Source organism: Tenacibaculum profundi, assembly GCF_057162725.1.
This window is the reverse complement of record NZ_CM169894.1, coordinates 3,575,528-3,600,789: the sequence shown is the minus strand read 5'-3', so window position 1 is coordinate 3,600,789 and position 25,262 is coordinate 3,575,528. Positions and strand designations below refer to the sequence as shown.

The following is a 25,262-nucleotide window of genomic DNA, read 5'->3' as shown; positions in this document are numbered from 1 at the left end:
ATTCTGCTCAACTGGCTATGGTAGGTTTAGCAATCGATCTAGTCTAATATTATCCAATCTTCACTAAGTATTAATTTTCTTTAATTCAATAGAAAAATCTTCTTGAAACTTCCTTGGGTCTTTTGTGTATGCTTCACGAATTTGATTCATCATTGCAAAATCGACTAAATTGAATTTCGCAACCTTTTCAATAAACTCCTCAGTCTCTCTAAATAAATTTAAAGTCAGTTCTGGATTGGATTCATATATACCGTCCACTTGCTTAACAAAAGGCTCTAACATCTTCTGAAAATTATTTCCGGCTTTCTTTATGTTTTGTTTGTAAAGATTTGTTCCTTTCATATCGTCAATAGCTTCACTTAGAAGTGCGCTCAACATGACCACCTTTAAACCATCTATTCTTAAATCTTTTTCCATTAAACTATTTCATTTTCTTTATTTAGCTCTTCCCAAAGCTCTTTGATTGTTCCTCTTTCAAAGTTATGATCGAAACAATACTGTTGAATTTTACAATTATTCTCTAAAGGGGGGAATTGGGAGTGTAATAATTTAAAAAGCTGATTTACCAACCTACTATTATCATATGGGCCCACAACCGTCTCTTTTGTGTTTAAAGCATGTTTTAAACTATCTTCAATAAGCTTTACTTTTTTCTTGTCATAGCTAAATTGATCTTTAATAGACTCTATAGTTTCAATAAACTCTCCTTCAGTAAATTTCATTTTGTTATATTTCCAGTTAGGTGTTGTTTCTTTCCCACAACCAAAGTCAGTCTTACAATTATTCTCTAAAGGCAACTTAAAAGGGTATCAAATCCCCTCGACTCAACCTTTAACAATATCCATTCGAATACATAATTGATAGCAACCTTGCCGACAAGCAAAGAAATGTCTGAGTCGATCTATAATACAAATATAGAATAAAAAAAGAATTAAAAAAGAATAGTTTAAATAAAAGAATCAAATAATAAAACTATATAAAAACATAATAGAATACTAAAAGAATTAAAACTTGTATCCACACGGTGTAGGAAGTAGACTAACTACCTAAAAAGCAAATATTTAAAAAAAACTGATTTCGAGCTAATTCATAAAAAAAATGATCTATGTGAGTAGGTTTGGAAGTGTTGGGGGGCTTGCGAGGCAAATGTCACGTTCAGAAAGTGATTTTGTTTAGGGTATGGGGGTACTTTTTGTTATTAGTTCTCTGTAGTTTTTCAGCTTTTCTAGTTTAGCCTAATTATTGGTATTAGCTCGGTGTTTACTTTTGTATGAAATAATACTTAGTTTTCTAACACCTTGTTTTTATTGGGGAAAACTGATTTAAGTATATCATTTTGACGACCATTTGTACAACTACTATTTTAAACAATATTAAAACATAGAATTTCAGAAACATATTTTTTTTATCTGCGTTCAAGTTCGCCTCAGCTTTTTTAAAATTTTGGTTTAGTGTGTGTAAAACATTTTTAGTTTATTTACTTTATAAGCTTACTATTTAAACTAAGTTAGATTTTATTGTTTCCCTTATTGATTGTATAGTGTTTTGTTTATAGTCTCTATATTATATCTGTTGTTGTTCTTTTGTTTTAGCTTGGTTACTTTTCTTTTACTTGGTCGTTCTTTTTGTTATAGGCTTTTAGTTTAATTGGTTTTGTTTTTGTCTTGTTATTTCTTTTGTTGTTCTTTTTGTATTTAAGCTATTCTTTTTTAATTCTTATCCCTTTTGTTTATTGGGTTTGTGTCTTTTAGATTGTACACTTTCTAATACTTGTTTTTTATATCTTCTTTGATCTTATTTGTAGCGTTTGTAATGCTCTTTAGTGTTTTGATCTTTTTATTATTTCGCTCTTCTTTCTATGGCCTGTACTTCTAAAATTTATAATTATTATATACTTATTGCCCTTGCAAAAGCTCTTTTGTATTCTAAATAAATTAAAACTATACAAAATATGTTTTTTATAAATTCTTAGTATCAATTTGTATTCAAAAAGTATTATATTATAATTCTTTTTTAATTCTTTTGCCGTATATTTGTATAGCGAAAGCAATCAAATAAAAAACAACAACAAACAAAAATTTTTAATCATGGCTTTTATTAATTATAACGAAAATTCACTTTCCGTAAATATTAAGCAGTTTGAAGAAATAGGGTCTTTTTTAGATGTTGAAATAAAAGACTCCGAAGTTTGGGAGATAGCGCGAGAATATGAAGAGATACCATACTTCACAAATATTTATCAAAGCTTACTATTAAGTAGAATAGTTGAAACTGCAAAAAATATTTATTCCTTAGAAATGGATTGCTTTATAAATGGCAGAGATACACACCTATACAACCGTAAAAACAACCAGTGGACAGCTATATCAAGTTTAGAAGAACTACAAGAACTAATAAATTAACAACAACAAACAAAAATTTTTAATCATGAAAACAGCGACAAATTTTATCAAAAAACAAACAGTGAAATTATTAAACGTATTAGAGGAGTTCGGCAAAGGCGCAAGCTATGCATTAAGAAATTAAAACACCGAAACAATTATAAAAAGTAAACCCGTCTAACAGCGACGAAAGGACGGGTTTTAAACATAAAATTTTATAAATAAAATCTTATAACATGGCAAATATAACAAATACAAAGGCAACGCCAGAAATTGGCACAATTATATTTTTAGACGGCTACGGAAAAACAAAAGGAAGCGCAAAAAACGAGCATATTGTATACAAAATAGAGCATACTAAATTTGGTATAAAATATTTAACCGTTGAAAAAACAACACTAGCACTACAGACAAAAGATTTCGTAAAAAATTATAATAATCTTTTCGGTATTGGTAGTTATTTTTTACCTGAATATAAATTCGATGGAACACAAGACGAATTAGATAATTTGGTAATTGATGCACATAAAAAAGCCAAAGAGGACAAAAAAGCCGAAGAATCAGAAAGACTACTACAAAAACAACTAAGAAACGCTAAAATTGAGGAAGGAAAGAAACTTATAACTATCCCCGAATGGGCAAAAGCTGTTATAGTTGCAGACCACTATCAAAATGACAGCGATACTATGACTGATTATTTTTCAACAAGCATTAAAGAAATCAATTATTTAGCTTTCTCGCGTACAACTCGTAACAACATGAACGAACTAAAAAAAGCTTGTGAAAACTGGGAAAAAACAAAAGAATTATTAAATGATCCCGAAACGGGAGAGCATAAAAAAAGTAGTAGTTATTTACCCAATTTTTTTATCGGTACTGATCATTGGTTCGGATTAAAAGTTAATAAAACAGATTCTTTCTTTGATCTGAGCAACGAAGAAAATAGAAACATGATATACATTGCAGCGGCTGAAAATCGTTGTCATTTTCCTACTGAGAAACCAACAAAAGAAAACAATAATTTAAATGTTGGAGACATCCAAATAATCGACTATTCAGAAAAAGCTATTGCAGTTATAGGAAACACAAAGCCAATTAAAGACGACTTAAAAAAACTTGGCGGAAGGTTTAACTTCAGATTATCCTGCGGGGCTGGATGGGTATTTCCAAAAACAAAACAAGAAGAAGTTAAACAACTTTTAAACCTATAATTAACCTCCTCCCCGACTAGTTAGTTTGGGGAGGTTTAAAACTCATCAAATGACATTCCAAATAAACCAACATACAGCAATAGAGAACTTTAAAAGACTAGATGAATTTGAGATTTTTCAAAAGTTTGGAGAACCATATAAATACCAAGCATTTACGGGAAAAATGGATAGAGAAAAAGTAAAAGGATTCATTTGCCTTGCTGATAATAATATTTACAAGTTAGAAAAAGAAGAAAATTAAAGCCTTTAAGGGTTAATAAACCTATCTAAAAAACAAGGCTTCATGAAAGACTGAAGCCTTATTAAAATATTTTTACTATGAAACTATCTAAAAAAGAAATAAAACTACACGAACAATCAGAGGAGATACTAAAAAAAGACAACCTTACATTTGATGAAAAGCTATTTGTCTTTAAGAACTGGCAAGAAGGAGCATTAAATATGAATTCAAAAACTGGCGCTTTTTTTACTCCTCAAGGTCTTGCAAATGATTTTTCTTTAGAAATTTATTCAGACAGTGACATAATAGACTTATGTGCTGGAATAGGAACCTTATCCTTTTTTGCTTATCACTATAGAAAATGCAATGTAACATGTATTGAATTAAATCCTGGTTACATAAGAGTGGGTAAAAAACTGTTACCAGAAGCAAACTGGATCGAAGGCAACATTTTAGATGAAAACACTTTGCTAAAGGCTGGATCTAATTTTTTTCAATCAATTTCAAACCCTCCATTTGGCAAAATTAAATCTACATCAGAAACTAAGACTAAACTAAACTACAAAGGCTCAGAGTTTGAACTAAAAACAATTGAAATAGCATCAAAAATAAGCAAATACGGAACGTTTATTTTACCTCAAATGAGCACTCCCTTTGAGTATTCTGGAAAACAAGGTTTAACAAGGGTTGACCCATCTCCCAAAGTAAAAAAATTCATAAAAGAAACTGATTTAGAATATGAATTTAATTTAGGATTAGATACTTCACTATACTTAAATGAATGGAAAGGAGTAAGCCCACAAGTTGAAATAGTCAATTTCGATTTCTCCGAATCTCCTAAATTAAAAAGAAAAGATCAAAACATACAGTATTCAATATTTAATCACAACAAAACAGCTTGAAAATGCGTAAAAAAATAATACTAAGGGGAAACCCAAAAGAGATAGATAACTTAAAAGGGTTGTTAATAAATAGCAAGGAAAGTATGCCAGAAATCTGCCCTGAATCTCAAACCTTAAATCTATGGCAAATTAAAGATGTACAAAACAAATATGAATGTACAGAGGAGGAAGCAATGGAAGTACTAGAAGAAGCCCTTTGCAATGAAGCAACAATTGATCAAATCCGGTTTGCTATCGATTTTCATGCCGAAGAATTAGGACTTGACAAAAAATAAATAAACATCATGGCAAATTACTGCAGCAACTATATAGCAATTCAAGGAAACAAAGAAGACATAAATACCCTACACGAAAGAATAGAAAAAAGTTTAGATAATGACTTTGTTTGCTTCACTAAACTATTACAAAAAGACGAAATAAAGGATTATTACACAGAACTTGGAACACGTTGGTTTTGTATTGATTTAGACAAAACAGACGAAGAAACTTTAACAATAACTGGAGACAGTGCATGGAGTCCAGCTCTACCACTTTTCACAACCTTAAGTAAAGAATTCCCAAAACTACATATTGAATATGACTATGAAGAAGGCGGCTGCGATTTTGGAGGATGGGCTGAAATATCAAACGGAGAATGTAATGATAATTGTTTTAAATATTGGGAATACCATTCTATAAGAGATTATCATTTATTCATAATGAAAGTCTTCGAAGATGAACTTCCAGACGTGATTGAAACTAGCTATGAACCAGAAGGCACAGCATTCTTCCAGTACTTGAAAGAAGACGACAAAAAGAAGTTTCTAGAAAACTATCAAGCGGAAATAAAAACACGAGCTTAAACATAGTTAAAGGCTAGAAAATTGACTTCCCCCCCACTCATTAATTTAACTATATTGCTTCCCATTTTAATTTTAAAAAAAAGAATTGATAATCAACAAAAAAGAGAAATGAATCCAGAAATAGAAACAAAAAAAGAAATAAAAAAAGAAATAAAAACAGGAATAGAACCAATTAAAAACTCTAATGAGAACTCAAGGTTTTATGATCACTTAAACATTCCTTTCAACGACAAAACTATTTTATCTGGCGTTTTCGGGATAGGAAAAACTCACTTTATAAAAGAGTTTTTTAAAGAAAATAAAGATAAGTATGTAGCATTAAAATTATCGCCAGTAAACTATTCCATTTCAAAAAATGACGACGTAATAGAGTATATTAAAAACGATTTAGCATTTAATCTTCTTTCTAAAAAAATTGACTTCGAAAAAACGGACTTTTCTTTATTACTATCATCTGAACACTATTTAAAAGATAACTTTTTAGATACTGCTTCAATCCTCGCAAAGAATGCGGTAAAAATAGGAAAAACCATTAGTGGCATTTATGAGAGCATAAAGGAGATAAACGATAACATCAAAAAACACAATAAAGAAGTCAATATTGATGAGAAAAAAGAATTAACTGATTTTTCAAAAGAATTCACAGAAAAAATTGGTTCTATCTATGAAGAAAATAGAATAACTCAATTAATATCTATCTTAATTGAAAAGCTTAAAAATAAAGAAACAGAAGATGAAAAAGAAGTTGTTTTAGTTATTGACGATTTAGACAGACTGGATCCTGAACATATTTTTAGGATTTTAAATGTATTTGCTTGTCACTTTGATTTAGAAGGTGAAAACGGCAATAAGTTTGGAGTTGATAAAATAATTCTAGTTTGTGATGTAGAAAACATTAGAAACATCTTCCATACTAAGTATGGAGCTAATGTTGACTTTACTGGTTATATTGACAAGTTTTATAGTAGAGAAATTTTTTATTTAAATAATACAAAAATTACTTATGAAACTGTAAACTATGTTTTAAATTCACTCGAAACAATTGGTATCTCAGATAGTGTTTTAAATCTAAAAGATGAAAATAACATAGGCACTTACCTTTTGAGAGAGCTACTTTTTGAATTTATAAATTCTGACCTCCTTAGTATGCGTAACTTGTTGAAATTATATGGAAAAAAATATTCTTTTGAATATTTTAATTTCTATTATTCAAGTGATTTAAAAACAATGTCAAATAGATTATTTCCTCTTTTATCAATCTTTGAACTTTTAACATTATTTTTTGGATCAATTAACAATGTTAAAATAGCACTTGATAAATTGATTCAAAAAAAACCTTTAAAAAGAATTAGTTTTACTCATTTTTATATTTTATCATATATAATTCCTTTTCTAGAACATAAACAAAAAGGTTTTTCAGATAAAAAACATGTCAATTTCACTGATACTGATTTAAAACTACAAATTGATTACATACAAGAATTTTCAAGACAGAACCGTGTCAGAACTGCAACAATACATAAAATTAACTATAATAAACATGAAATAGATTGGTACGGAAAAAATGACACAATTTCAATTAACCTTCCTTTTACTCAACTAGTAAAAAATGCATTTGAAAAGTACATCACATTAGATAAAGAAATAGAATAATTTACAAATCAAAAATGAGAACAGCGACAATATTTTATTCTGATGGTTGTATACACAAACACCGAGTTACGGGTACAACCCCTGAAATAAGAAAACAATTTTCGATTGGAAAATTGTTTTATACAGACGATTCGAAAATAAATACAGTAGAAATAAAAGCATTAACAATCGAATAAGCAATGGAACAAAAAAACGAAAAAACAACTAGTGAAATAGGAGCTAAATTTTCGCAATTCTTAAAAGAAAAAAGAATTGCGAAAGGACTTTCAATTCGAAAATTTTCTATTCTTATTTATGGAAGTGAGTCTCAAAATAGTTATTTAAACGATATAGAAAATGGAAAAAGAGAGCCAAATCTTAAAACATTAAGTCTTATTTTAGATCGCTTAAATTGCTCTATAGATTTTATCGAACATTAAACAAAAATTATTAAAACCAAAAAAGTAAAAGACAATGAAAAAATTGATAGCATTAGTTGGATTAATAGCCTTAACTTTATCATGCAGTAGTGAAAGCGAAAAATCAACTAATAAAAATAAAGAGCTTATTTATGGCTCATGGAAACTCACCAAAAGACTTGATGAGAACGGAAAATCATTAGATATTGATGAGTGTTCGAAAAAAGGAACTCTTATTATTAAACCGACGGGCACATATGACTACATTAATTTCGAAATTATAAATGGGGAGTGCAAAGAAAATGGCACCAAGACGACCAGATTTGATTTAACCGATGATAGAATGATTATTTACGACGGAGATTATCAAAAACAAGCATGGATTAACTTTCCTGATGAAAATACTTTTGAATTTACAGAGATAGTGGACGAGGTGAACGAAGTATCTGGAGAGTTCCCAGGAATCAAAGACGTTTGGAAAAGAGCTTTTTAAGCTCTTTCACTGTCTTCAAATGGTCGTCAAAAAACTGAGAATAAACAAACATAACCCCCTAGAAATAAAACATTAATAAAAAACAAACTAATTTATTATCGAAACAGTTTCAAAAAAGCCCTCACCAAGTTCTATCTCGTTTTTCAAGCTGATACTAATCGTATCTAAGCTTCATAGCACTTCGTAGTTTGTGAACCATATATCAAATAGGCTCGTGAATTTTTATATCCTAATTGATGTTAAATCTCTATTTCTGAGAATGATTTCTTTGTACTCATAATAAAATGCATAGCTATAGACCAATATTGAAAAGGTTACTTACTACTTTACATCACTGTACCGATTTTTAATTTAGTACGGTGTTTACACTTTTTACATTCTATTTGCTCTCGGTATCACTTCCAATAGTGAGCTGTAATACCACATTTTCAACAGGTAATCCCTTGCCTTATTTTGTTCGCTTTATAAGCCGCTTTGCAACTTTGTTCATTAGGTTTTTTTTATAGCTTCTAATGATTTCATATTACCTAAACATGAAAGAACTTATAGGAAAACAAGCTATAAGCATGTTTTATTTACATATGATATTTAAACTTTTTTAAAAAACAAAGAACAATACGAGTCAAATTTTTAACAAATTACACCTATTTAGTCCTTACTTAAAAATTAAGTAGTATATTGATTTTGTAATTTTGAATATAACAACTACACAAATATGTAGAATTGAAAAAGTTGCAAAATAAGTTTACGTTTGAAAAGCAAAAAAACAATTTGTTATAGATAAAATGCCACATTTATCATAAATTAATAAATACAGTTACCGCAAAAAACATGCTTTTTTTAACAATAAACTCAACTTAAGTATATAGAGTATATCGTTTATTTATTTAATTTCTCCTCTCTTCTTTTTTTTCTTTCTGCCCTTCTTTTTTTTCTTTCTTCTCTTCTTTTTTTTCTCAACTCATACAGAAATAATAACTCCTCTTTACTGTATTTATTCATAGATCTTTCTAAATCTTCTTCAGCACTTCTTTGCTGATTAATGGAGTTTTGTATAAAAGTATCTGAAAAGTTTTTAAAATCTTCCTTAGACTTTTGTAAAAATTCTTCACTATTTAAACCCTCTAACAATTCATTTGCATTAGGTCTTGTTTGTCTGTTATTTAAAGAATTATTTTGAAATTCTGTAGGACTATTAATAGGAGATGGTTCCTGATTATTGTTTAGGTTATTTATAGAATTAACAAAAACAAATCTATCGTCATTACCTATTATACTTTTAAATTTACCTTGCTTAGCAGAACCGTTAGAACGATTGAAGAAATTAATTCTTACTTGACCAATACGTTGAACCTTTCCAACATTTACAGAATTATATGAAGAAAAATAATCTACATTAACTGAACCCAGTGATCTAATTTTTCCCGTATTTGAATAGTATGAAGAAAAATATCTTATATTAAAGGTTCCTAATCGAGTCACTCTACCCATATTATCATATCTAATGGCTATATTTCGAATCCTTGAAAGTCTATTTACATTGCCAGGACTTGTTGTATGAGAAGAATAATAATCAAAAGTTATATCATTAATTTGCTTTATTTTACCTCGATTTTCAGAATTATAAGAGTCTATATAATCTATGGAGCTAAAATTACTTACATAAAAACCTATTCTAGATAAAACAAAATGATGAGTGGGGATGCTATTAAAATCAGGTCTATTTAAAAATCGAGTGGCCTGGGTTTGTGAATTAAAAGCATAAATACTGATTAATTCACCCTTTTCGCTTAATTTAAAAACATATTTGTCTATGCTTTTATAAATTGTATTTATAGTACCGTCTTGATAATTAAAATTTATAGATAAACTTTGAGAATTAAGCTTAAAACCCATAAACCAAATAGCAATAATTGTAAATATTTTTTTATTCATAATTTTAAATTTAAAAAACAATAGCAATTACATACACACTAACAATAGCTGTTTTTTTTAAAAAAATACAAAAATTATACCAAATAAATTCGATACTTGTATGTTTTATAGGAGTTTATTTTTATTTATCAACTAATCTTACACAAAAACAAAGGAGTGTCTACCTTTGTTGTGGCGATTTTTTTAGAGCCCATAAAGTATTTATATAATAGATTATAGTAAAAAATATGATAACAATTAAAGGTAATTATAGAAGGACTATTAAAATCTGGGAGTAAGACCAAACAATTTAGAGATAATTTGGGGTAACCATAGGGCTGATTAATCGATGCAAACTAGAGCTCTCAACAAGATTTGGCAATTTTTCTAAAAGGAAGATAACTATTCAGCCGATTAATACTTTGAAAAAATATTTTTAAATTATAGATAAAAAAAGTTCATTAACATTTGTTAATAGCTAATTGACAATTAAGTATTAAATTTAAAGTGTGATTAAATTAATTATTCATTTTGAATAATTAAAGCTATTTGTCTTATGCTATCAGAATAAAATGACACTCAATATGTAATTCTGATAGCTTTTATTATTAAATACAAATACTTCAAAAATACTACACCTAATTTCAATTTAAAAAAATAAAATACTTTTACAACTGTAAGATGTTATAAGCTAAACTATAACACAAAATCTTGAACATTTAATTTTTTAATAGCCGTCAAATTAATTATTCTAAACTTTATTATGATTAATGATGGCTGTTACTTTTATTTATGTTTAAACTTTATAAAAATATTTAAGTCATAAAAAGCTTTTAGTTGTTATTACCACGCACAAACTTACAATTACCTCTCATATTAGTTCATTATATAACTTATTGTTTTTCTTATATATGATACTTTGGATACTATTAATTTTAAATATTCAAAAGACTGCAAACATAGTACTAATGAGCATAATTATTTTGCAACATTTTCACCAAATAAATTCTTAGCATAAAATTATAAGCAATATAATTTTATGATCGCAAATAAGATGTAAACAGTGTTTTGTAGATTTTTCAAACTCTAAAACAGTCCTTTTTAGAAATCTATAAGGAGTTTTATATCACTAATAATGAAAAAAAAATCAAAATTATTAGCCAAAACCTATCAAAAACCCCCATAAACACTAATGGTAATCACTGTACTAAAAATAGTGATACTACTTATTTGTATATTTAATAATAAGTTGTTAATTTGTATTCTCTTAGAAACAATCTAAGATATTTATTTTTTATTTTATTTTAACCTGCTCGAGTTCTTTGAGCAGGTTCTTTTTTGAGAGTTAAAAAAACAACTTTTGTTCAAGGAATTTAAAATATTTCTTTTCCTATGAAAAAGGTAAATAATAGATCTTGACTATAATAATTTAACCACTCTACAAAATTATTACTTAAAAAAGAAAAATTGACCATGTGTAGTATATTTATATAGCCTATTAAAGTGTGTTAATCTCAAATTTAATCATTGAATAAATGTTACAACTATTATAAGCAACAGTCTGAACCACATAAAACACTCATATTCAAATATTTTAAAAAATAAAAAAATAAAAATAATGAAACATAGATGTTGTACATATGTCGTACTTTTTTAAGCTTTTATTAACACGAAAATAAGTATAAAAATTTGTCAAAAGGGCAAATTAAACTTTTTTTGAATATTTGTAATCTCGAAATAGCTTCTAAAAATGATAAGAATCTTTTAATCAATTTTCAATGAAAATAAATTTAGCTAGAAAAAGAAGAGTTCCGTTTTCTCTTTAAAAAATAAAAGTATATCTATAATTATTGACTATAATAAAATATGCATTGCACTAAAACTCTTTCGTTTTTTTGTTTTATTTAAATTTTAACGTATTCAACTTAATCTGATCTGTTTATCTAGTTACGACACCAACTAATGAAAATTGACTTTTAAACATGAAAATTTTATCCTCTAATATGAGTATTCAAATAATGTACAAAATGATTTATTGAAAAGATTCTCAAGTAGCAAACTTAAATAAGTAATTTTATTTTAAAAAAAACATTTTCTTATTTCAATTATTTACTTTATATTAAATATGTTTTTAAACTGCGTGTTGATCAAACTTTCTAACTATTTATTAAAAACCTTTCTTAAGAAAGCGTTAATACGCAGTATTTATTACACTTTAATTATTCCATGTAATAAAAACAATATTATACGTTAAGACAATTGATTATTTTAATTTTTAAAAATATTTACACTACTGTAATACTTCTAAAAAGGGATATTTAGAGTTCTTGAATCACCTCTTATAAATAAATAGGATATAACTCAAAACTCAACGTTTTTTTAATAAAAGTAACTATGATGCAAACATATAAATTATACTCTTCAATTAAATAAGCGCTACCTAACAACCGAAATAATTTTCGTGATTATTATTTTAATAGTTATTAATTATTTCTTTTTGCTTCCTTCATAAAGCTCGTACCTAACAAATCTACAGTCCAAATCACCGTTTTTTAAAGGTATTCTTTTCGAAGTTCTAAGACCTACATTTTTTAAAGCTTTTATGTCTGAGGTTATTAACCATGCAGTTGAATTAGTATAGTTGTGTTTTAAAGTATCTCCTATTTTTCTATAGAACTCTTCTACCTCGATATTCAATCGTTCTCCATATGGAGGGTTAAAAAGTATTGTTGTTTTACCAAAAACCTCTTTTTTTGAATTAAAAAAATTTACATGATGTACACCTATAAACTCATCTAAATTAGCATTTATAATATTTTGTTTGGCTTTTTTTACAGCTGACGGAGCTTTATCAAAGCCCATGATTTTAAAATGAGAACTTCTTATTTTTTTTAAAAGAGAATCTTGAATAACAAAATACAAATCTTCATCATAATCATTCCAATTCTCAAAGGCAAAATGTTTTCTATTAATATTCGCTGGTATATTATTAGCAATCATAGTAGCTTCTATCAATAATGTGCCAGAACCACACATAGGGTCAATAAAATTTTCTTCTCCTTTGTATCCTGATAATAATACTAAACCAGCTGCTAAAACCTCATTTATTGGAGCAATGTTAGTTGCACTTCTATAACCTCTTTTATGGAGTGATTCTCCTGAAGAATCCAATGATACTGTTAGCCACTCTTGATGGATATGAATATGTACTTTTAAATCTGGGTATTTCAAATCTACATTTGGCCTTTTCTTAAATTTATGATTAAAATAATCTGCAATAGCATCTTTTGACTTTAAACTAATATAATGAGAGTTTGAAGTGAAATTTTTTGAATTAACAACTGCTCCAATAGAAAATGTTCCTTCTACGTCAAGATAACGCTCCCATTTAATTCTTTGTATTGCTTCATATAAATCTTCTTCATCAAAAATCTTACTCCGTTTTATTGGTTTTAATATTCTTATAGCCGTACGCAATGCTATATTAGCTTTATACATAAACCCTTTATCTCCTCTGAAGCTAACATTTCTAACCCCTTCTGCAACTTGCATTGCTCCCAATTTGCGTAACTCATCTGCTAAAACCCCTTCTAACCCAGCAATAGTTATAGCTGTCATTTTAAAATCTTTCTCCATGTACATTATTTATTCAAAACAAAAGTACTATTAATTTAAAATCTATCAATAATATTATAGGTAATTAAGTTCTTACATTTATAAAAAATCATTATTTCATTTATTCTAAGAATATATTGATTTTTAACGAATGATTTATAGTTAAACTGCAAGTTTTACGTATTTTTGTCGACACTTTTTACTATGGAAGCAAAACAAGATTGGTTTACCGAATGGTTCAATACACCATATTATCACATACTATACAAGCACAGAAATAACAGTGATGCTCAGTTTTTCATTAAAAACATAACCTCGTTTTTGAATATTAAAGAAAATGATTGGGTTGCTGATATTCCTTGTGGAAAAGGAAGACACTCTTTATTTCTAAATTCTCTTGGCTTTAATGTTCACGGGGGAGACTTAAGTCCAAACAGTATTGAGTACGCAAGAAAATTCGAAAATGAAACATTAAAATTTGAGGTTTGGGATATGAGAACTCCTATGGAAAATGACTACAATGTTATTTTTAATTTATTTACAAGTTTTGGGTACTTTAAAGATGATCGAGAAGATATTTTAGTATTGAATAATTTTAAAAAAGCATTGAAAAAAAATAAAGGTAAATTAGTACTAGACTTTTTAAATGTTGATAAAGTTAAAAGGACATTAATACCTTACGAGGAAAAAACAATCGATGGGATTAAGTTTAAAATAAAGAAAGAAATCAAAAATGACTACATATTAAAACACATTGATTTTAAAGCAAGTAACAAACTATACTCATATACTGAACAGGTAAAGCTATTATCACTTAATAAAATGCGTCGTTATTTTGATTCCGCTGGTTTAAAAATTAAGCATATATTTGGCGACTATTCTTTAAACAAATTTGAAAAATTAAATTCGGATAGATTAATCCTTATAGCTGAATGAGTTCTATTTTATTGATTTTATCGGTTTTGGTTGGAGCATTTATTGTTTTATTTATTCAACCAACAAAACAGTTTATAAGTTTACTTTTAGCCTTTAGTGGTTCTTATTTACTTTCTGTTACTGTCTTACATTTACTTCCAGAAGTCTATTTGGATTCAAATACTCCTAAAACAATTGGAATATTAATATTATTTGGAATTTTATTACAATCAATACTTGAATCTTTCTCAAAAGGTGCTGAACATGGTCATATCCATTTACCACTAAATAAAAAAAATTTTCCTAAGCTATTATTTATAAGCTTAAGCATACATGCCTTTACAGAGGGGTTGCCCATTCATGAACATAGTGGTCATCAAAGCAATTTACTTTGGGCTATTTTTATTCATAAAATACCAATAGCTATTATATTAACAACATTTTTATTGAAATTAAAATACTCCAAAAAAACAATTTTATTTTTCTTAATTTTCTTTTCACTAATGAGTCCTCTTGGAATTCTAATATCTGAGCACTCTAAACTTATTCATAAACTTCATTCTGAAATTACCGCTTTTACAATTGGTATTTTCTTCCATATATCTACAATAATTCTATTTGAAAGTTCAGAAAATCATAAATTTAACATTCAAAAATTTACTGCTATAATTTTCGGTATATTATTAACTATACTAACCCTTTAGTAATTTTTTTTAGATTACAGTACTCATTTTCTTTGTCAGGAAAAATAAAAAGACATTCTTTAAAGTAATATGTAACAATTTTTAAGCTTAAATCAAATTAATCATTAATTTACTTTTAAAATAGTATAATTAAGAACCAATAATTTTTCAATTAGTATACCTTTATGTTCAATAAAACAAAGGCTTATGTTTATAATAATATTTTAATTAACACCAACAATAGACATAAGCCAGAATTTTTTATCATAGTTTTAGTTAAACCATATTGTAAAAGACTTAATTTTAGCTAAATCTGGTATTTGATCAATGCTTACTTTCTGCATACTAAACTCTTTTAATCCAAGGTCAGATTTATCAATTGAAATAGTAGCATTTAAATCATCAATAAAAAGCGTAGCTGAGGAAAAAGAAGTTTCTACTTTAGTTATGTTATTGTTCGCGTTTATTTCTTGAAAATCAGAGTTTATATTCAAACCTGTTTTAGTTTGAAATCGTTCATCAAAAATTTCGATACTCTTAATTGTTGAGTTTAAATCTAGCTGATCTTTAGGAATTATAGTAAGTAAATGTTTTCCTCCTTTTTCATAAATTTCATACTTATCGTCCTCACTGAGATCATATTCTCCTTTTTCTCCTTCACTTAAAATTTTTACGATAGAATCGTTTTCGAAAATAACATCAATTTCATTTATTTTAGTTTTTGTAGTTAAATTACCCACATTTCCCTTTGATACATTAAACCTGCTGTTATTGCAGTGAATAAAAGTCAAAGTTATAATTGTAATTGTTAGTGTTTTAAATAGTTTTATCATGTAATTAATTTTATTTATAACGTTTTTTTTTTTATTAAAATTGTTCTTAAATTATTTTTTTTAATATCCCAAACACACTCCTTATAAAAGTAGCACTTGTAAGTACTTTTACAACGGGATTCATAGGTGTTGATCTCTTTGAAGAAGCGGATGTTCTCCTTACTGGTTTTGTATTTACTTTATTTTTTTCTTCTTCTTTGTTTAATCTTTCAATTTTCTTGTTTAACATTTCATAAGCACTTTCTCTGTCTACAATATCATTGTATTTTTTAGCTAATTGTGAATTTCCTATAAGTTCATTAAGTTCTTTATCGGTTAAAATACCCATTCTACTCATTGGAGCTCTTAGCATAGTTCTTACTAGAGGTGTTGGAATTCCTTTTTCGTTTAATACAGAAACTAAAGCTTCTCCAATTCCCAATTGAGTTAAAACTTCTTCGGTTTTGTAGTATTCAGAATCTGGATAATTCTCAGAAGCTAACTTTAAAGCTTTCCTGTCCTTGGCTGTAAAAGCTCTTAAAGAATGTTGAATTTTCATACCCAACTGAGCCAAAACATCTTCAGGTATGTCTTTGGGGTTTTGTGTTACAAAATACAATCCTATCCCTTTTGATCTTATAAGTTTTACAATACTTTCAATCTGACTTAATAAAGATTTTGATGCCTCATCAAAAACCAAGTGTGCTTCATCAATAAATATAACAAGCTCTGGGCTTCCACTATCTCCCTTTTCTGGAAAAGTTTCATAAACCTCCGCTAGTAACTGCAACATAAAAGTGGAAAATAGCTTAGGCTTATCCTGGATATCAGTCAGTCTTAAAATTGAGATAATTCCTTTACCATCATTGTCAATACGTGTTAAATCTTCAACATCAAAAGACCTCTCTCCAAAAAACAAATCACCTCCTTGCTGCTCTATTTCAACTATTTTTCTTAAAATTGCTCCTGTACTAGAGGAAGATATTCTTCCATACTCTTTTTGTATATCCTCTTTTCCTTCATTTGTTATAAACTGTAGTATTTTTTTAAAATCTTTCAAATCTAGCAGTGGCAACTGATTATCATCGCAATATTTAAATATAATAGCTACTATACCTGCTTGAGTTTCTGTAAGGTCTAATATTCTTGAAAGAAGTACTGGACCAAATTCTGACACTGTTGCTCTTAACCTGACTCCATCTTGCTCTGAAATTGTCAAAACTTCAACAGGAAATTTTTTAGCATCAAATGAAATCCCTATTTTTTCATGTCGTTCATCTATTTTTACATGTCCTGAACTTTTTTGAGCTAAACCACTGAGATCTCCTTTGACATCCATAAGTAATACAGGAATTCCTTTTTCTGACATATTTTCGGCTAAAACCTGTAATGTTTTTGTTTTACCTGTTCCAGTAGCACCAGCAATTAAACCATGGCGATTTATTGTTTTTAGAGGAATATTTACAAATGCTTTTGTTATTGTTTCTTCTTCTAACATACCAGCACCTAAAGTTAAATAATCACCTTTACAAGCATATCCTTCCTCAATGTGATTAAAAAAAGCCTTTTTATTACTCATTGTAGTTTAAATTTTGATAAAAATACTATTTATTGCTTCAAATCAAATACAAGATTCTAAAAATCTTGATAAAATTAACTCCATACAAACTATTCTCTTTTACAAGATTATGTTTTATAAGTGTATCTGAACTAATAGATAATAAGCAAACACAATTTCGTATTAATCTTTATTTTAACAAAACAGTTAATGATTTTAATAATTTTTGACAAAACATATTAGTAATTTAGTACTCTCTTTAGTCTAAACAAGATTAAAATGAATTTTCCATAAATATTTATCTTAAAATAAACATACAAGAACTACCTTTGCATCCGATTTATTTTATTGGAAGATACCTAAATCAAATTTTAAAGTAGATGGATAATAAGACGAAAGAATTAGTAAATAAAGGCGAAATGCTTCCATTAATGGAAGAGTTTTATACAATTCAAGGAGAAGGAGCTCATACGGGTACTGCAGCATATTTTATTCGAATAGGTGGTTGCGATATTGGTTGTCATTGGTGTGATGTAAAAGAAAGTTGGAATGCCGCAATTCACCCTCCAACACATGCTGATATTATTGTTGAAAACACAAAAAAATATGCTAAAACGGTTGTTGTTACTGGAGGGGAACCATTAATGTGGAATTTAGATTATTTGACAAATAGACTAAAAAGTTACCATATCAAGACTCATATAGAAACGTCAGGCGCTTATTCATTTTCTGGTAATTGGGATTGGTTTTGCTTGTCTCCAAAAAAAACGAAACTCCCATTAGAAAAAAGTTACAATGAAGCAAATGAACTAAAAATGATCATTCATAATAAAAGTGATTTTTTATTTGCAGAAGAGCAGTCAAAAAAGGTTAATACAAAATGTCAATTATTTTTACAACCAGAGTGGAGTAAGAAAGAAAAAATGACTCCTTTGATAATTGATTATGTTATGAAAAATCCTAAGTGGAGAATATCATTACAGACTCATAAGTATTTAAATATTCCTTAATTGACAACAATATTTGCTAATATAAAACATAACTTACAAAACTGTGAAACTCCATTCTACTTAAAAAGCTTATTTTTTTATTTAGAATTTGTCACATTTTCTAAATAAAAACAATGGCTTTCCTTGAGGTAATTTCTTAGAAACGTGTATAAATAGTTACATAAAAAATAAAATGACTCTCAAATATAAGGATACTTGAATAAATAAGTAGCCTAAACAGTCAGATTCACTTTACCTTTATCTATTATAAACGCACCTAGAAAACAACTTTTCTTTAAAAACAATTAGATTATCTACTTAGTTAAAGAAGAATGAAATCTTAAAATTGCATTTATTACAAAAACTAAAACACTTAAAATCAGGTAGTTTGTTTTTTTAACATATTTTTATAAAAAACAAAATATAAAAATAAAATGACAATATTTACAAAGAGATTTTATGCTCTTATCTTTACATGCTGCTTCTTAATTCATTTTAGTTGCTCAAAAGAACAATTTGAAAATAATACATCTAATGAAGTCGATAATTTTGAGTCAAAAGCTTTTCAGAAAATCTTAGAAAATGAACTTAAAAACTATACTGCTTCTGATAGAAAAAAGCTATTTAAAGATCTAAAAACCTACATCGACACCTACAATAATTCTTCTCAAAAAACAAGTATTTTAACACTTGATAACTTAACCGATAATTTTTTATTTAGATTATTTTCTGACTTTTTCGGCGACTTTTTTGGTAGACTTCATTCAGATCGCTATGCATTTGACTACAATTCGCACAACCCTATAATTAGTAAAAAAGGACTAGCAGACCCATGTGTTATTAAGCATAATGGCAAGTACTATCTCTATCCAACTTCTAATGGGCGAGAGTATCGTGTTTATGAATCAGACAACCTTTATGATTGGGTCGATAAAGGTGTTGCTTTTAGTTCTGATAAACCCAATGTATGGGCTCCTGATGTATACAAACACACAGATGGCATGTTTTATTTGTATTATTCTGTCAACTTTAAAGTCGGTGTTGCCAAATCCTCAACTCCCTTTGGGCCATTTATAGACCACGGTGTGATTGCTTCTGGTATTGATGCTCATTTATTTCGAGACCCTAAAGACCAAAATTTATACTTATACTATACAAATTATGATAATGGTCCTTATGCTACTAATGACATGGTAGTCAGAAAAATGAAGAATCCATTAAAAGTTGACTCAAAAGAATTTTTTATAATGAGAGCTGATAAAAAATGGGAAAATGGACCTTTAATTATTCCTTTTGGTATTACAGAAGCCCCGACAGTTGTTTATAAAGAAGAATTTGATTTATATTACCTAATTTATTCAGGAGATTTTTATTTCAATAACGGTTATGCAACAGGTTATGCCACATCAAACTCTCCTCTTGGTCCCTTTAAAAAATATGAAAAGAATCCTTTTTTATCTCAAATCCATACAGATGTTATGGGCCCCGGTCATGCGTCGTATCTCAAAGGATATGATGGAAATGAATATTTATTTTATCATCAAAAATCTACACCAAAATGGACATTCACTAACGAAAACGACACAAGATATATTGTTGTGGATAAGATAAAATTCGATGCAAATGGTATTCTTAAAATATCCCCAAACGCATTAAATCCATCTAAAATGTAAATAAATAAAGTGTTAAAATAAAAAAGTCGTGTTAAACACGACTTTTTTATTTTTAATAATCTTGATTAACATTCCAAGACTCTAATATTTCTTTTAATGTCTTTATAAACATTCCTCCAAGAGCCCCATTAACAACTCTATGATCATATGAATGAGAGACTATCATCTTATGTCTGATCCCTATGAAATCACCTTCAGGTGTTTCAATTACTGATGGCATTTTTCTAATAGCTCCCAATGCAAGTATCGCTACTTGTGGTTGATTAATAATTGGCGTTCCCATTATTGAACCAAAACTACCTACATTTGTAACGGTATATGTTCCTCCCTGTATTTCGTCTGGCTTTAATTTATTTTCTCTTGATCTAGAAGCTAGATCATTGACTTGCTTTGTCATGCCTACTAAACTCAATTGATCTGCATTCTTAATCACAGGAACAATTAAATTTCCATCTGGAAGCGCTGCAGCCATACCTAAATTAACATTCCCTCTCTGTATTATTTTATCACCATCAACAGAAATATTAATTAAAGGATGCTTCTTGATAGTTTGTGCAACGGCTTGCATAAAAATTGGTGTAAAAGTTAACTTTTCACCCTCTCTTTTCTGATAAGCTGTCTTTACTTTATTTCTCCAATTTACAATATTTGTAACATCAATTTCTATAAATGACTGAACATGAGCAGAGGTCTGAATTGAATTAATCATATGCTTTGAAACGAGCTTACCCATACGACTCATTTCAATAATTTGATCTTGCCCTCCAAGGGTTATCGGTGTCGAAGCTTGTTTATTTTCTTCTAAGGAAGAAGGTCTGGTAGCCTCCTGCTTGAAAGCTTTTTTGGAACTATTATTTTTTTTATTCTCTATAAAGTTCAAAATATCAGTCTTTGTCACTCTCCCTCCTTTTCCTGAACCTTGAATATCATTAAGCTCTCCCAAAGAAATTTTTTCTGCCTGGGCAATACTTTTTACTAAGGGGGAATAAAAACGATCTCCTGAAGTTGTTTCGGTTGTAATATCTTTTACTTTCTTAACATTTTGAATTGTTTTTTCTATCTCCAAAGCAGCTGGTGAAGACACTTCATCGTTGGTTTCTTCTTTTTCAGTGATTACCTCGTTATCTTCTCCATCTATTTCAATAACTGCAATTGTTTGTCCAACCTGAACAACCGTATCTTTCTCAAATAAAATCTCTACAAGTTTTCCCTCAACTTCACTAGGCACTTCACTATCTACTTTATCAGTTGCAACTTCTACAATGGTATCATCTAATTCAATCGTATCTCCAACTTCTTTCAACCAAGAAGTAATTGTTGCTTCTGCAACACTTTCACCCATTTTTGGTAATTTGAGTTCGTATCTAGCCATATTCAATTATTTTGATGCTTGCGAATTTAGTAAAAACTAATGATTTTTCTATGATTTTGACACAAAAGATTTACAATAATATTTTATTTTTTTTATATTATTCATAAAAAAAACACTTAATCACATATTAAAACAAAATATAATCATATAAAACGATATTTTTTTTACGTAATTCATATTGCGAATTATCTAAAAAAAACAAGTTAATTTAGTATTACTATTATTTTTTTAGACAAAAAACGATCGTTATATATTTATTTACGCCCATTTTTTGGGTTCTCTTAAAACTTCAATTAAAGCAGCTTCTTGAGATCCTTCATTTGGTTGATGATCATATTTCCATTTAACAGTCGGTGGCAAACTCATAAGGATACTCTCTATTCTTCCATTCGTTTTAAGCCCAAATAAAGTTCCTCGATCGTGCACTAAATTAAACTCGACGTACCTACCTCTTCGTACCTCTTGCCATTCTCTTTGTAATTGATTGTATTCGGTGTCCTTTCTTTTTTCAACAATGGGTATGTATGAATTCAAAAAACTATTTCCTACTTCCGTTACAAAATTATATCGATCATCCATTGAGAAAGTATCTGTTTCTTTTAAATAATCAAAAAATAAACCACCAATTCCTCTAGCTTCATTCCTATGCTTATTCCAAAAATAATGATCACAAGCTTCTTTAAATTCTACATAATAATTTTCATGATGCTTGCTACACGCCTCCTTGCAAATACTGTGAAAATGAAATGCATCTTCTTCGAACAAATAATATGGAGTTAAATCTTGTCCCCCTCCAAACCATTGGGTTACAACATTATTATTCTCATCATACATCTCGAAATACCTCCAATTTGCATGTACTGTAGGTACAAAAGGATTTTTTGGGTGTATCACTAAACTTAATCCACACGCATAAAAATTACCTTCTGCTACGTTAAATTGTTTTCTTAAAACATCAGGTAACTGTCCATGAACTGCTGATATATTAACCCCTCCTTTTTCAAAAATATTCCCATTTTCAATTACTCTTGTTCTCCCTCCACCTCCTTCATTACGTTTCCATAAATCTTCTTTAAACTTTGCCTTACCATCAACTTCCTCTAACTTGTCTGTTATGGTGTCCTGAAGTTCTTGTATATATGCGTAAAACTTATCTTTCATTTGTTGAATATTTGTATTACAAAAATAAATAATCTGACTATTCTAAGTATAAATTCTTTTGATTGTTTCTTCGATTACTTCTATAACAGAAAAGGGGAAAATGAAAACAGTACTCAATACGGGAATCAACATCATTAACTTAAAAACAATTCAATTAACTATAGCAATACCTTATTCTTTAGAAACATTGATGCTTTCTTAATACCCTTATTATATTTCAAAAGTAGAATCTACATTTACAGATTCCGTTTAATAGACTTTAATTAGTAAAAAAAGAATACATTGATGATATTAACTCAACTACAATACAACTTAACAAGTAAAAACAATACAATAAAAATTATCCCCATCTAACAACGGCGAAAGGACAGATTTTAAATCTAAAAGTCATATAAAAACTTATGTAAAACGGAAAATTAATTTAAGTTCTCCAATACCTTAAAAAGGGAAATGTTCTTTGACATAATTGTGGTAAATAAAATAAACGTTTGTATTCGGATAAATAGCACCCTGTAACTATATAATATGTTGTTTTTTAAGCTTTTTAGATGGTTTAAATTAATATTACATTTGTAGCGGAAATATACACAATTGTGTATATCCACTAGTTGTAAGCAATTAAACCGAACCAATGCTGACCATTGAGAAAATAAAAATTTATAACAAGTTTGGCGGAGACATTGACGGATTAGTCCGAGTCGGAAAATCGACTGAAAAAAACTTGATTAGTTATAATGATTGGTTCTTAATTGACGAATTTGAACAGGATATAAAATTGATTTCTGATAGACTTGTATCAAAAGAATATAGAGAAAAATCTTTAATCAAGCTAAATGAAAATTGCGATTTGGAAACCAAAGACTATTTCAAATTCAAAATTCCATTTTATTCGGACTTTAAAGAAGTTTCAGAAATAGTAGATAATATCAAATCAAGAATTAATGATGAAACTGATAGTGTTTGGGCTGGATTTGACAATACGGAGGTTTTGATAAAAGAACTTGATTATGACCAAAAACAAATAGAACTTTTGGATTTTGATACTCTTGAGAAAATAATGGTGGAATTTTTACCGACCAGCACTTATCAAGAATTAGCAATGTCAAATGGTTGGAGTAATGAATATTCAAAAATAGCGAAGAAATTTGATTCCATTCATAAGCAAATCAAAGAAAAACTGCTTACAACAAAGTATAAAAATAATGGCGGAAATTCTGCTAAAATCAAGAACAGTAATAACAATAAACTTTGGTCTAAACTGAAAAGTTTGTGGTCTTAAAACCACCACTATTCTTATACAAGACCGTTAAAAATACAGTTATACAAAGCACATTTATAGTGTTTTTTATGACCAAAATTTAGAAAGCTTACTACCAATAAAGAATAGTGGTTATATGATAATTCAAGGAAATAAAAGAAACGTAAATACCCTAGGTGAGAGCATAAACAATAGTCTGGACAATTACTATATTAATTTCTAATACTATCAAGCAGAAATAAAAACGTAGTCTTTAAAGATCGTTAAAAATTAGAAAATTGACCTTTTACCCCTTCTTAATTTACCTATATTACTTTTCATTTTGATAAAAAAATGGTAATTGATTATGGATAAAAAAGAAATTACCTATTTAGTACTAAAGTAAAGGCATGTCCTATTACTATTGATATCTGTAAACTTATCGAAATAGGCACTCAAAAGAACTTTCATAATTTTAATTTAAAAATTACTTTTAATGTCTTTGTATAAAAACTCATACCTTTTAAAACATTTGGATCCATAACCATAAGTTGAAATAACAAAAAAACCTCTTTTCTTAAACGAAAGAGGTTGGTTATTTATAATATTTTGTTTTTCTATTAAAGTACTGGTTTTATAAACTCCTCTAATTCTTTTTCGTTAATTTCATTAACTTTTTCCCAATTCATTTGTTTAGAAGGATATGCGGCACCTCTTCTTACACTAAGAAATCTCTTATCTTTACTAATCAAATAAGTTGTAGGATAATCTAATTTATGGAAAAAACCAAAAGACTCTGTATAGGCTTTATTATCAAATTTTTTTGTTGGTGGAATTAATTTAATTCGTGGATCAAGCTTTTTTTGCATTCTCTGAATACCTTTCAAGTCGTCCCAAAAGAACATAACAAACTCCAGTTTACCAGCGTACTTTTCAACCATTTTATTTAGGGCTGGAATATCACCCCAACATGGAGCACATCTTGTGGACGCAGCTATCAAAACTATAGGTTTTTTAACCTTGTCTGTACTTATTTTTTTTCCATCAATTGCTACGAAATCATAATTTAAGAGATAAGAACCTATTAGGCAATCACTTATTAATCCTTCCGCAGTTTCTGCCTCACAGTTATTTACGGCAAAATTGTAATATACTTTCTCTTGAGCAAGGGCTCCGATCGAAAACAAAATACTTAATAAGAATACTATTTTCTTCATATACTTTAGGATAATT

Annotated in this window: 24 protein-coding genes; 15 read left to right on the top strand and 9 right to left on the bottom strand. The window is 28.3% G+C overall.

From position 1 onward, the window contains the following. Positions 1-63 precede the first annotated feature (63 nt). A complete protein-coding gene (locus tag AC2GW8_RS14625; protein ID WP_440880617.1) occupies positions 64-417 on the bottom strand; it encodes a hypothetical protein in 354 nt (117 codons plus the stop codon). Then, the gene (locus AC2GW8_RS14620; protein WP_440880616.1) at positions 417-797 is read right to left on the bottom strand and encodes a hypothetical protein; all 381 of its coding nucleotides are present in this window, start codon (positions 795-797) and stop codon (positions 417-419) included. The genes AC2GW8_RS14625 and AC2GW8_RS14620 overlap by 1 nt, the downstream gene beginning before the upstream one ends. Before the next feature lie 1,290 nt (positions 798-2,087). Here AC2GW8_RS14620 and AC2GW8_RS14615 point away from each other — a divergent pair. The 10 genes from AC2GW8_RS14615 to AC2GW8_RS14570 all read left to right on the top strand — a co-directional run bounded on the left by AC2GW8_RS14615 (position 2,088) and on the right by AC2GW8_RS14570 (position 8,100). Next, the gene (locus AC2GW8_RS14615; RefSeq protein WP_440880615.1) at positions 2,088-2,402 is read left to right on the top strand and encodes a hypothetical protein; all 315 of its coding nucleotides are present in this window, start codon (positions 2,088-2,090) and stop codon (positions 2,400-2,402) included. A 215-nt stretch (positions 2,403-2,617) separates the two neighbouring features. Continuing rightward, on the top strand, positions 2,618-3,592 hold the full coding sequence (locus tag AC2GW8_RS14610; protein WP_440880614.1) for a hypothetical protein: 975 nt from the start codon (positions 2,618-2,620) through the stop codon (positions 3,590-3,592). A 49-nt stretch (positions 3,593-3,641) separates the two neighbouring features. Continuing rightward, positions 3,642-3,833: a hypothetical protein gene (locus AC2GW8_RS14605; RefSeq protein ID WP_440880613.1), complete on the top strand. Its 192-nt coding sequence runs from the start codon at positions 3,642-3,644 to the stop codon at positions 3,831-3,833. 77 nt (positions 3,834-3,910) lie between these two features. After that, the gene (locus AC2GW8_RS14600; protein WP_440880612.1) at positions 3,911-4,714 is read left to right on the top strand and encodes a class I SAM-dependent methyltransferase; all 804 of its coding nucleotides are present in this window, start codon (positions 3,911-3,913) and stop codon (positions 4,712-4,714) included. A gap of 2 nt (positions 4,715-4,716) precedes the next feature. Beyond that, positions 4,717-4,989, top strand: a complete 273-nt coding sequence (locus AC2GW8_RS14595) for a hypothetical protein (RefSeq protein WP_440880611.1) — start codon at positions 4,717-4,719, stop codon at positions 4,987-4,989. A 9-nt stretch (positions 4,990-4,998) separates the two neighbouring features. Then, positions 4,999-5,556, top strand: a complete 558-nt coding sequence (locus AC2GW8_RS14590) for a DUF1281 family ferredoxin-like fold protein (RefSeq protein WP_440880610.1) — start codon at positions 4,999-5,001, stop codon at positions 5,554-5,556. A 54-nt stretch (positions 5,557-5,610) separates the two neighbouring features. Beyond that, the gene (locus AC2GW8_RS14585; RefSeq protein ID WP_440880609.1) at positions 5,611-7,209 is read left to right on the top strand and encodes a P-loop NTPase fold protein; all 1,599 of its coding nucleotides are present in this window, start codon (positions 5,611-5,613) and stop codon (positions 7,207-7,209) included. Between the two features lie 14 nt (positions 7,210-7,223). Next, positions 7,224-7,385 (top strand): hypothetical protein, encoded by a 162-nt coding sequence (locus tag AC2GW8_RS14580; RefSeq protein WP_440880608.1) that lies wholly within the window; start codon positions 7,224-7,226, stop codon positions 7,383-7,385. Positions 7,386-7,388: 3 nt separating this feature from the next. After that, complete coding sequence (locus tag AC2GW8_RS14575; protein WP_440880607.1) at positions 7,389-7,628, top strand: helix-turn-helix domain-containing protein; 240 nt, start codon at positions 7,389-7,391, stop codon at positions 7,626-7,628. A 34-nt stretch (positions 7,629-7,662) separates the two neighbouring features. After that, entirely contained in the window at positions 7,663-8,100 is a 438-nt protein-coding gene (locus AC2GW8_RS14570) for a lipocalin-like domain-containing protein (protein WP_440880606.1), read from the top strand. Positions 8,101-8,979: 879 nt separating this feature from the next. On the opposite strand, the gene AC2GW8_RS14565 is transcribed toward AC2GW8_RS14570, so the two are convergent. Both AC2GW8_RS14565 and AC2GW8_RS14560 read right to left on the bottom strand, forming a co-directional pair. After that, the gene (locus AC2GW8_RS14565) at positions 8,980-10,035 is read right to left on the bottom strand and encodes a hypothetical protein (RefSeq protein WP_440880605.1); all 1,056 of its coding nucleotides are present in this window, start codon (positions 10,033-10,035) and stop codon (positions 8,980-8,982) included. 2,466 nt (positions 10,036-12,501) lie between these two features. Next, entirely contained in the window at positions 12,502-13,650 is a 1,149-nt protein-coding gene (locus AC2GW8_RS14560) for a THUMP domain-containing class I SAM-dependent RNA methyltransferase (RefSeq protein WP_440880604.1), read from the bottom strand. 183 nt (positions 13,651-13,833) lie between these two features. On the opposite strand from AC2GW8_RS14560, the gene AC2GW8_RS14555 reads away from it, so the two are divergent. Further along, positions 13,834-14,565: an SAM-dependent methyltransferase gene (locus AC2GW8_RS14555; RefSeq protein WP_440880603.1), complete on the top strand. Its 732-nt coding sequence runs from the start codon at positions 13,834-13,836 to the stop codon at positions 14,563-14,565. Continuing rightward, entirely contained in the window at positions 14,562-15,248 is a 687-nt protein-coding gene (locus tag AC2GW8_RS14550) for a ZIP family metal transporter (protein WP_440880602.1), read from the top strand. The genes AC2GW8_RS14555 and AC2GW8_RS14550 overlap by 4 nt, the downstream gene beginning before the upstream one ends. 251 nt (positions 15,249-15,499) lie before the next feature. Here the strand turns inward: AC2GW8_RS14550 and AC2GW8_RS14545 are convergent, their stop codons facing one another. Continuing rightward, complete coding sequence (locus AC2GW8_RS14545) at positions 15,500-16,060, bottom strand: hypothetical protein (RefSeq protein WP_440880601.1); 561 nt, start codon at positions 16,058-16,060, stop codon at positions 15,500-15,502. Between the two features lie 46 nt (positions 16,061-16,106). Beyond that, positions 16,107-17,618: a helicase HerA-like domain-containing protein gene (locus tag AC2GW8_RS14540; protein WP_440880600.1), complete on the bottom strand. Its 1,512-nt coding sequence runs from the start codon at positions 17,616-17,618 to the stop codon at positions 16,107-16,109. Between the two features lie 359 nt (positions 17,619-17,977). Here AC2GW8_RS14540 and AC2GW8_RS14535 point away from each other — a divergent pair, with 359 nt between their 5' ends. Continuing rightward, the gene (locus AC2GW8_RS14535; RefSeq protein ID WP_440880599.1) at positions 17,978-18,607 is read left to right on the top strand and encodes a 7-carboxy-7-deazaguanine synthase QueE; all 630 of its coding nucleotides are present in this window, start codon (positions 17,978-17,980) and stop codon (positions 18,605-18,607) included. A 413-nt stretch (positions 18,608-19,020) separates the two neighbouring features. Beyond that, positions 19,021-20,259 carry a glycoside hydrolase family 43 protein gene (locus AC2GW8_RS14530; protein WP_440880598.1) on the top strand — a complete coding sequence of 413 codons (1,239 nt, stop codon included), beginning with the start codon at positions 19,021-19,023 and terminating at the stop codon, positions 20,257-20,259. 52 nt (positions 20,260-20,311) lie between these two features. On the opposite strand, the gene AC2GW8_RS14525 is transcribed toward AC2GW8_RS14530, so the two are convergent. Together AC2GW8_RS14525 and hemF are read right to left on the bottom strand one after the other, a co-directional pair. After that, entirely contained in the window at positions 20,312-21,631 is a 1,320-nt protein-coding gene (locus AC2GW8_RS14525; protein ID WP_440880597.1) for a dihydrolipoamide acetyltransferase family protein, read from the bottom strand. A gap of 258 nt (positions 21,632-21,889) precedes the next feature. Beyond that, complete coding sequence (gene hemF / locus AC2GW8_RS14520) at positions 21,890-22,792, bottom strand: oxygen-dependent coproporphyrinogen oxidase (protein WP_440880596.1); 903 nt, start codon at positions 22,790-22,792, stop codon at positions 21,890-21,892. Between the two features lie 631 nt (positions 22,793-23,423). Here hemF and AC2GW8_RS14515 point away from each other — a divergent pair. Further along, entirely contained in the window at positions 23,424-24,071 is a 648-nt protein-coding gene (locus AC2GW8_RS14515; protein WP_440880595.1) for a hypothetical protein, read from the top strand. A gap of 578 nt (positions 24,072-24,649) precedes the next feature. Here the strand turns inward: AC2GW8_RS14515 and AC2GW8_RS14510 are convergent. Then, positions 24,650-25,246: a TlpA family protein disulfide reductase gene (locus AC2GW8_RS14510; RefSeq protein WP_440880594.1), complete on the bottom strand. Its 597-nt coding sequence runs from the start codon at positions 25,244-25,246 to the stop codon at positions 24,650-24,652. Positions 25,247-25,262 lie beyond the last annotated feature (16 nt).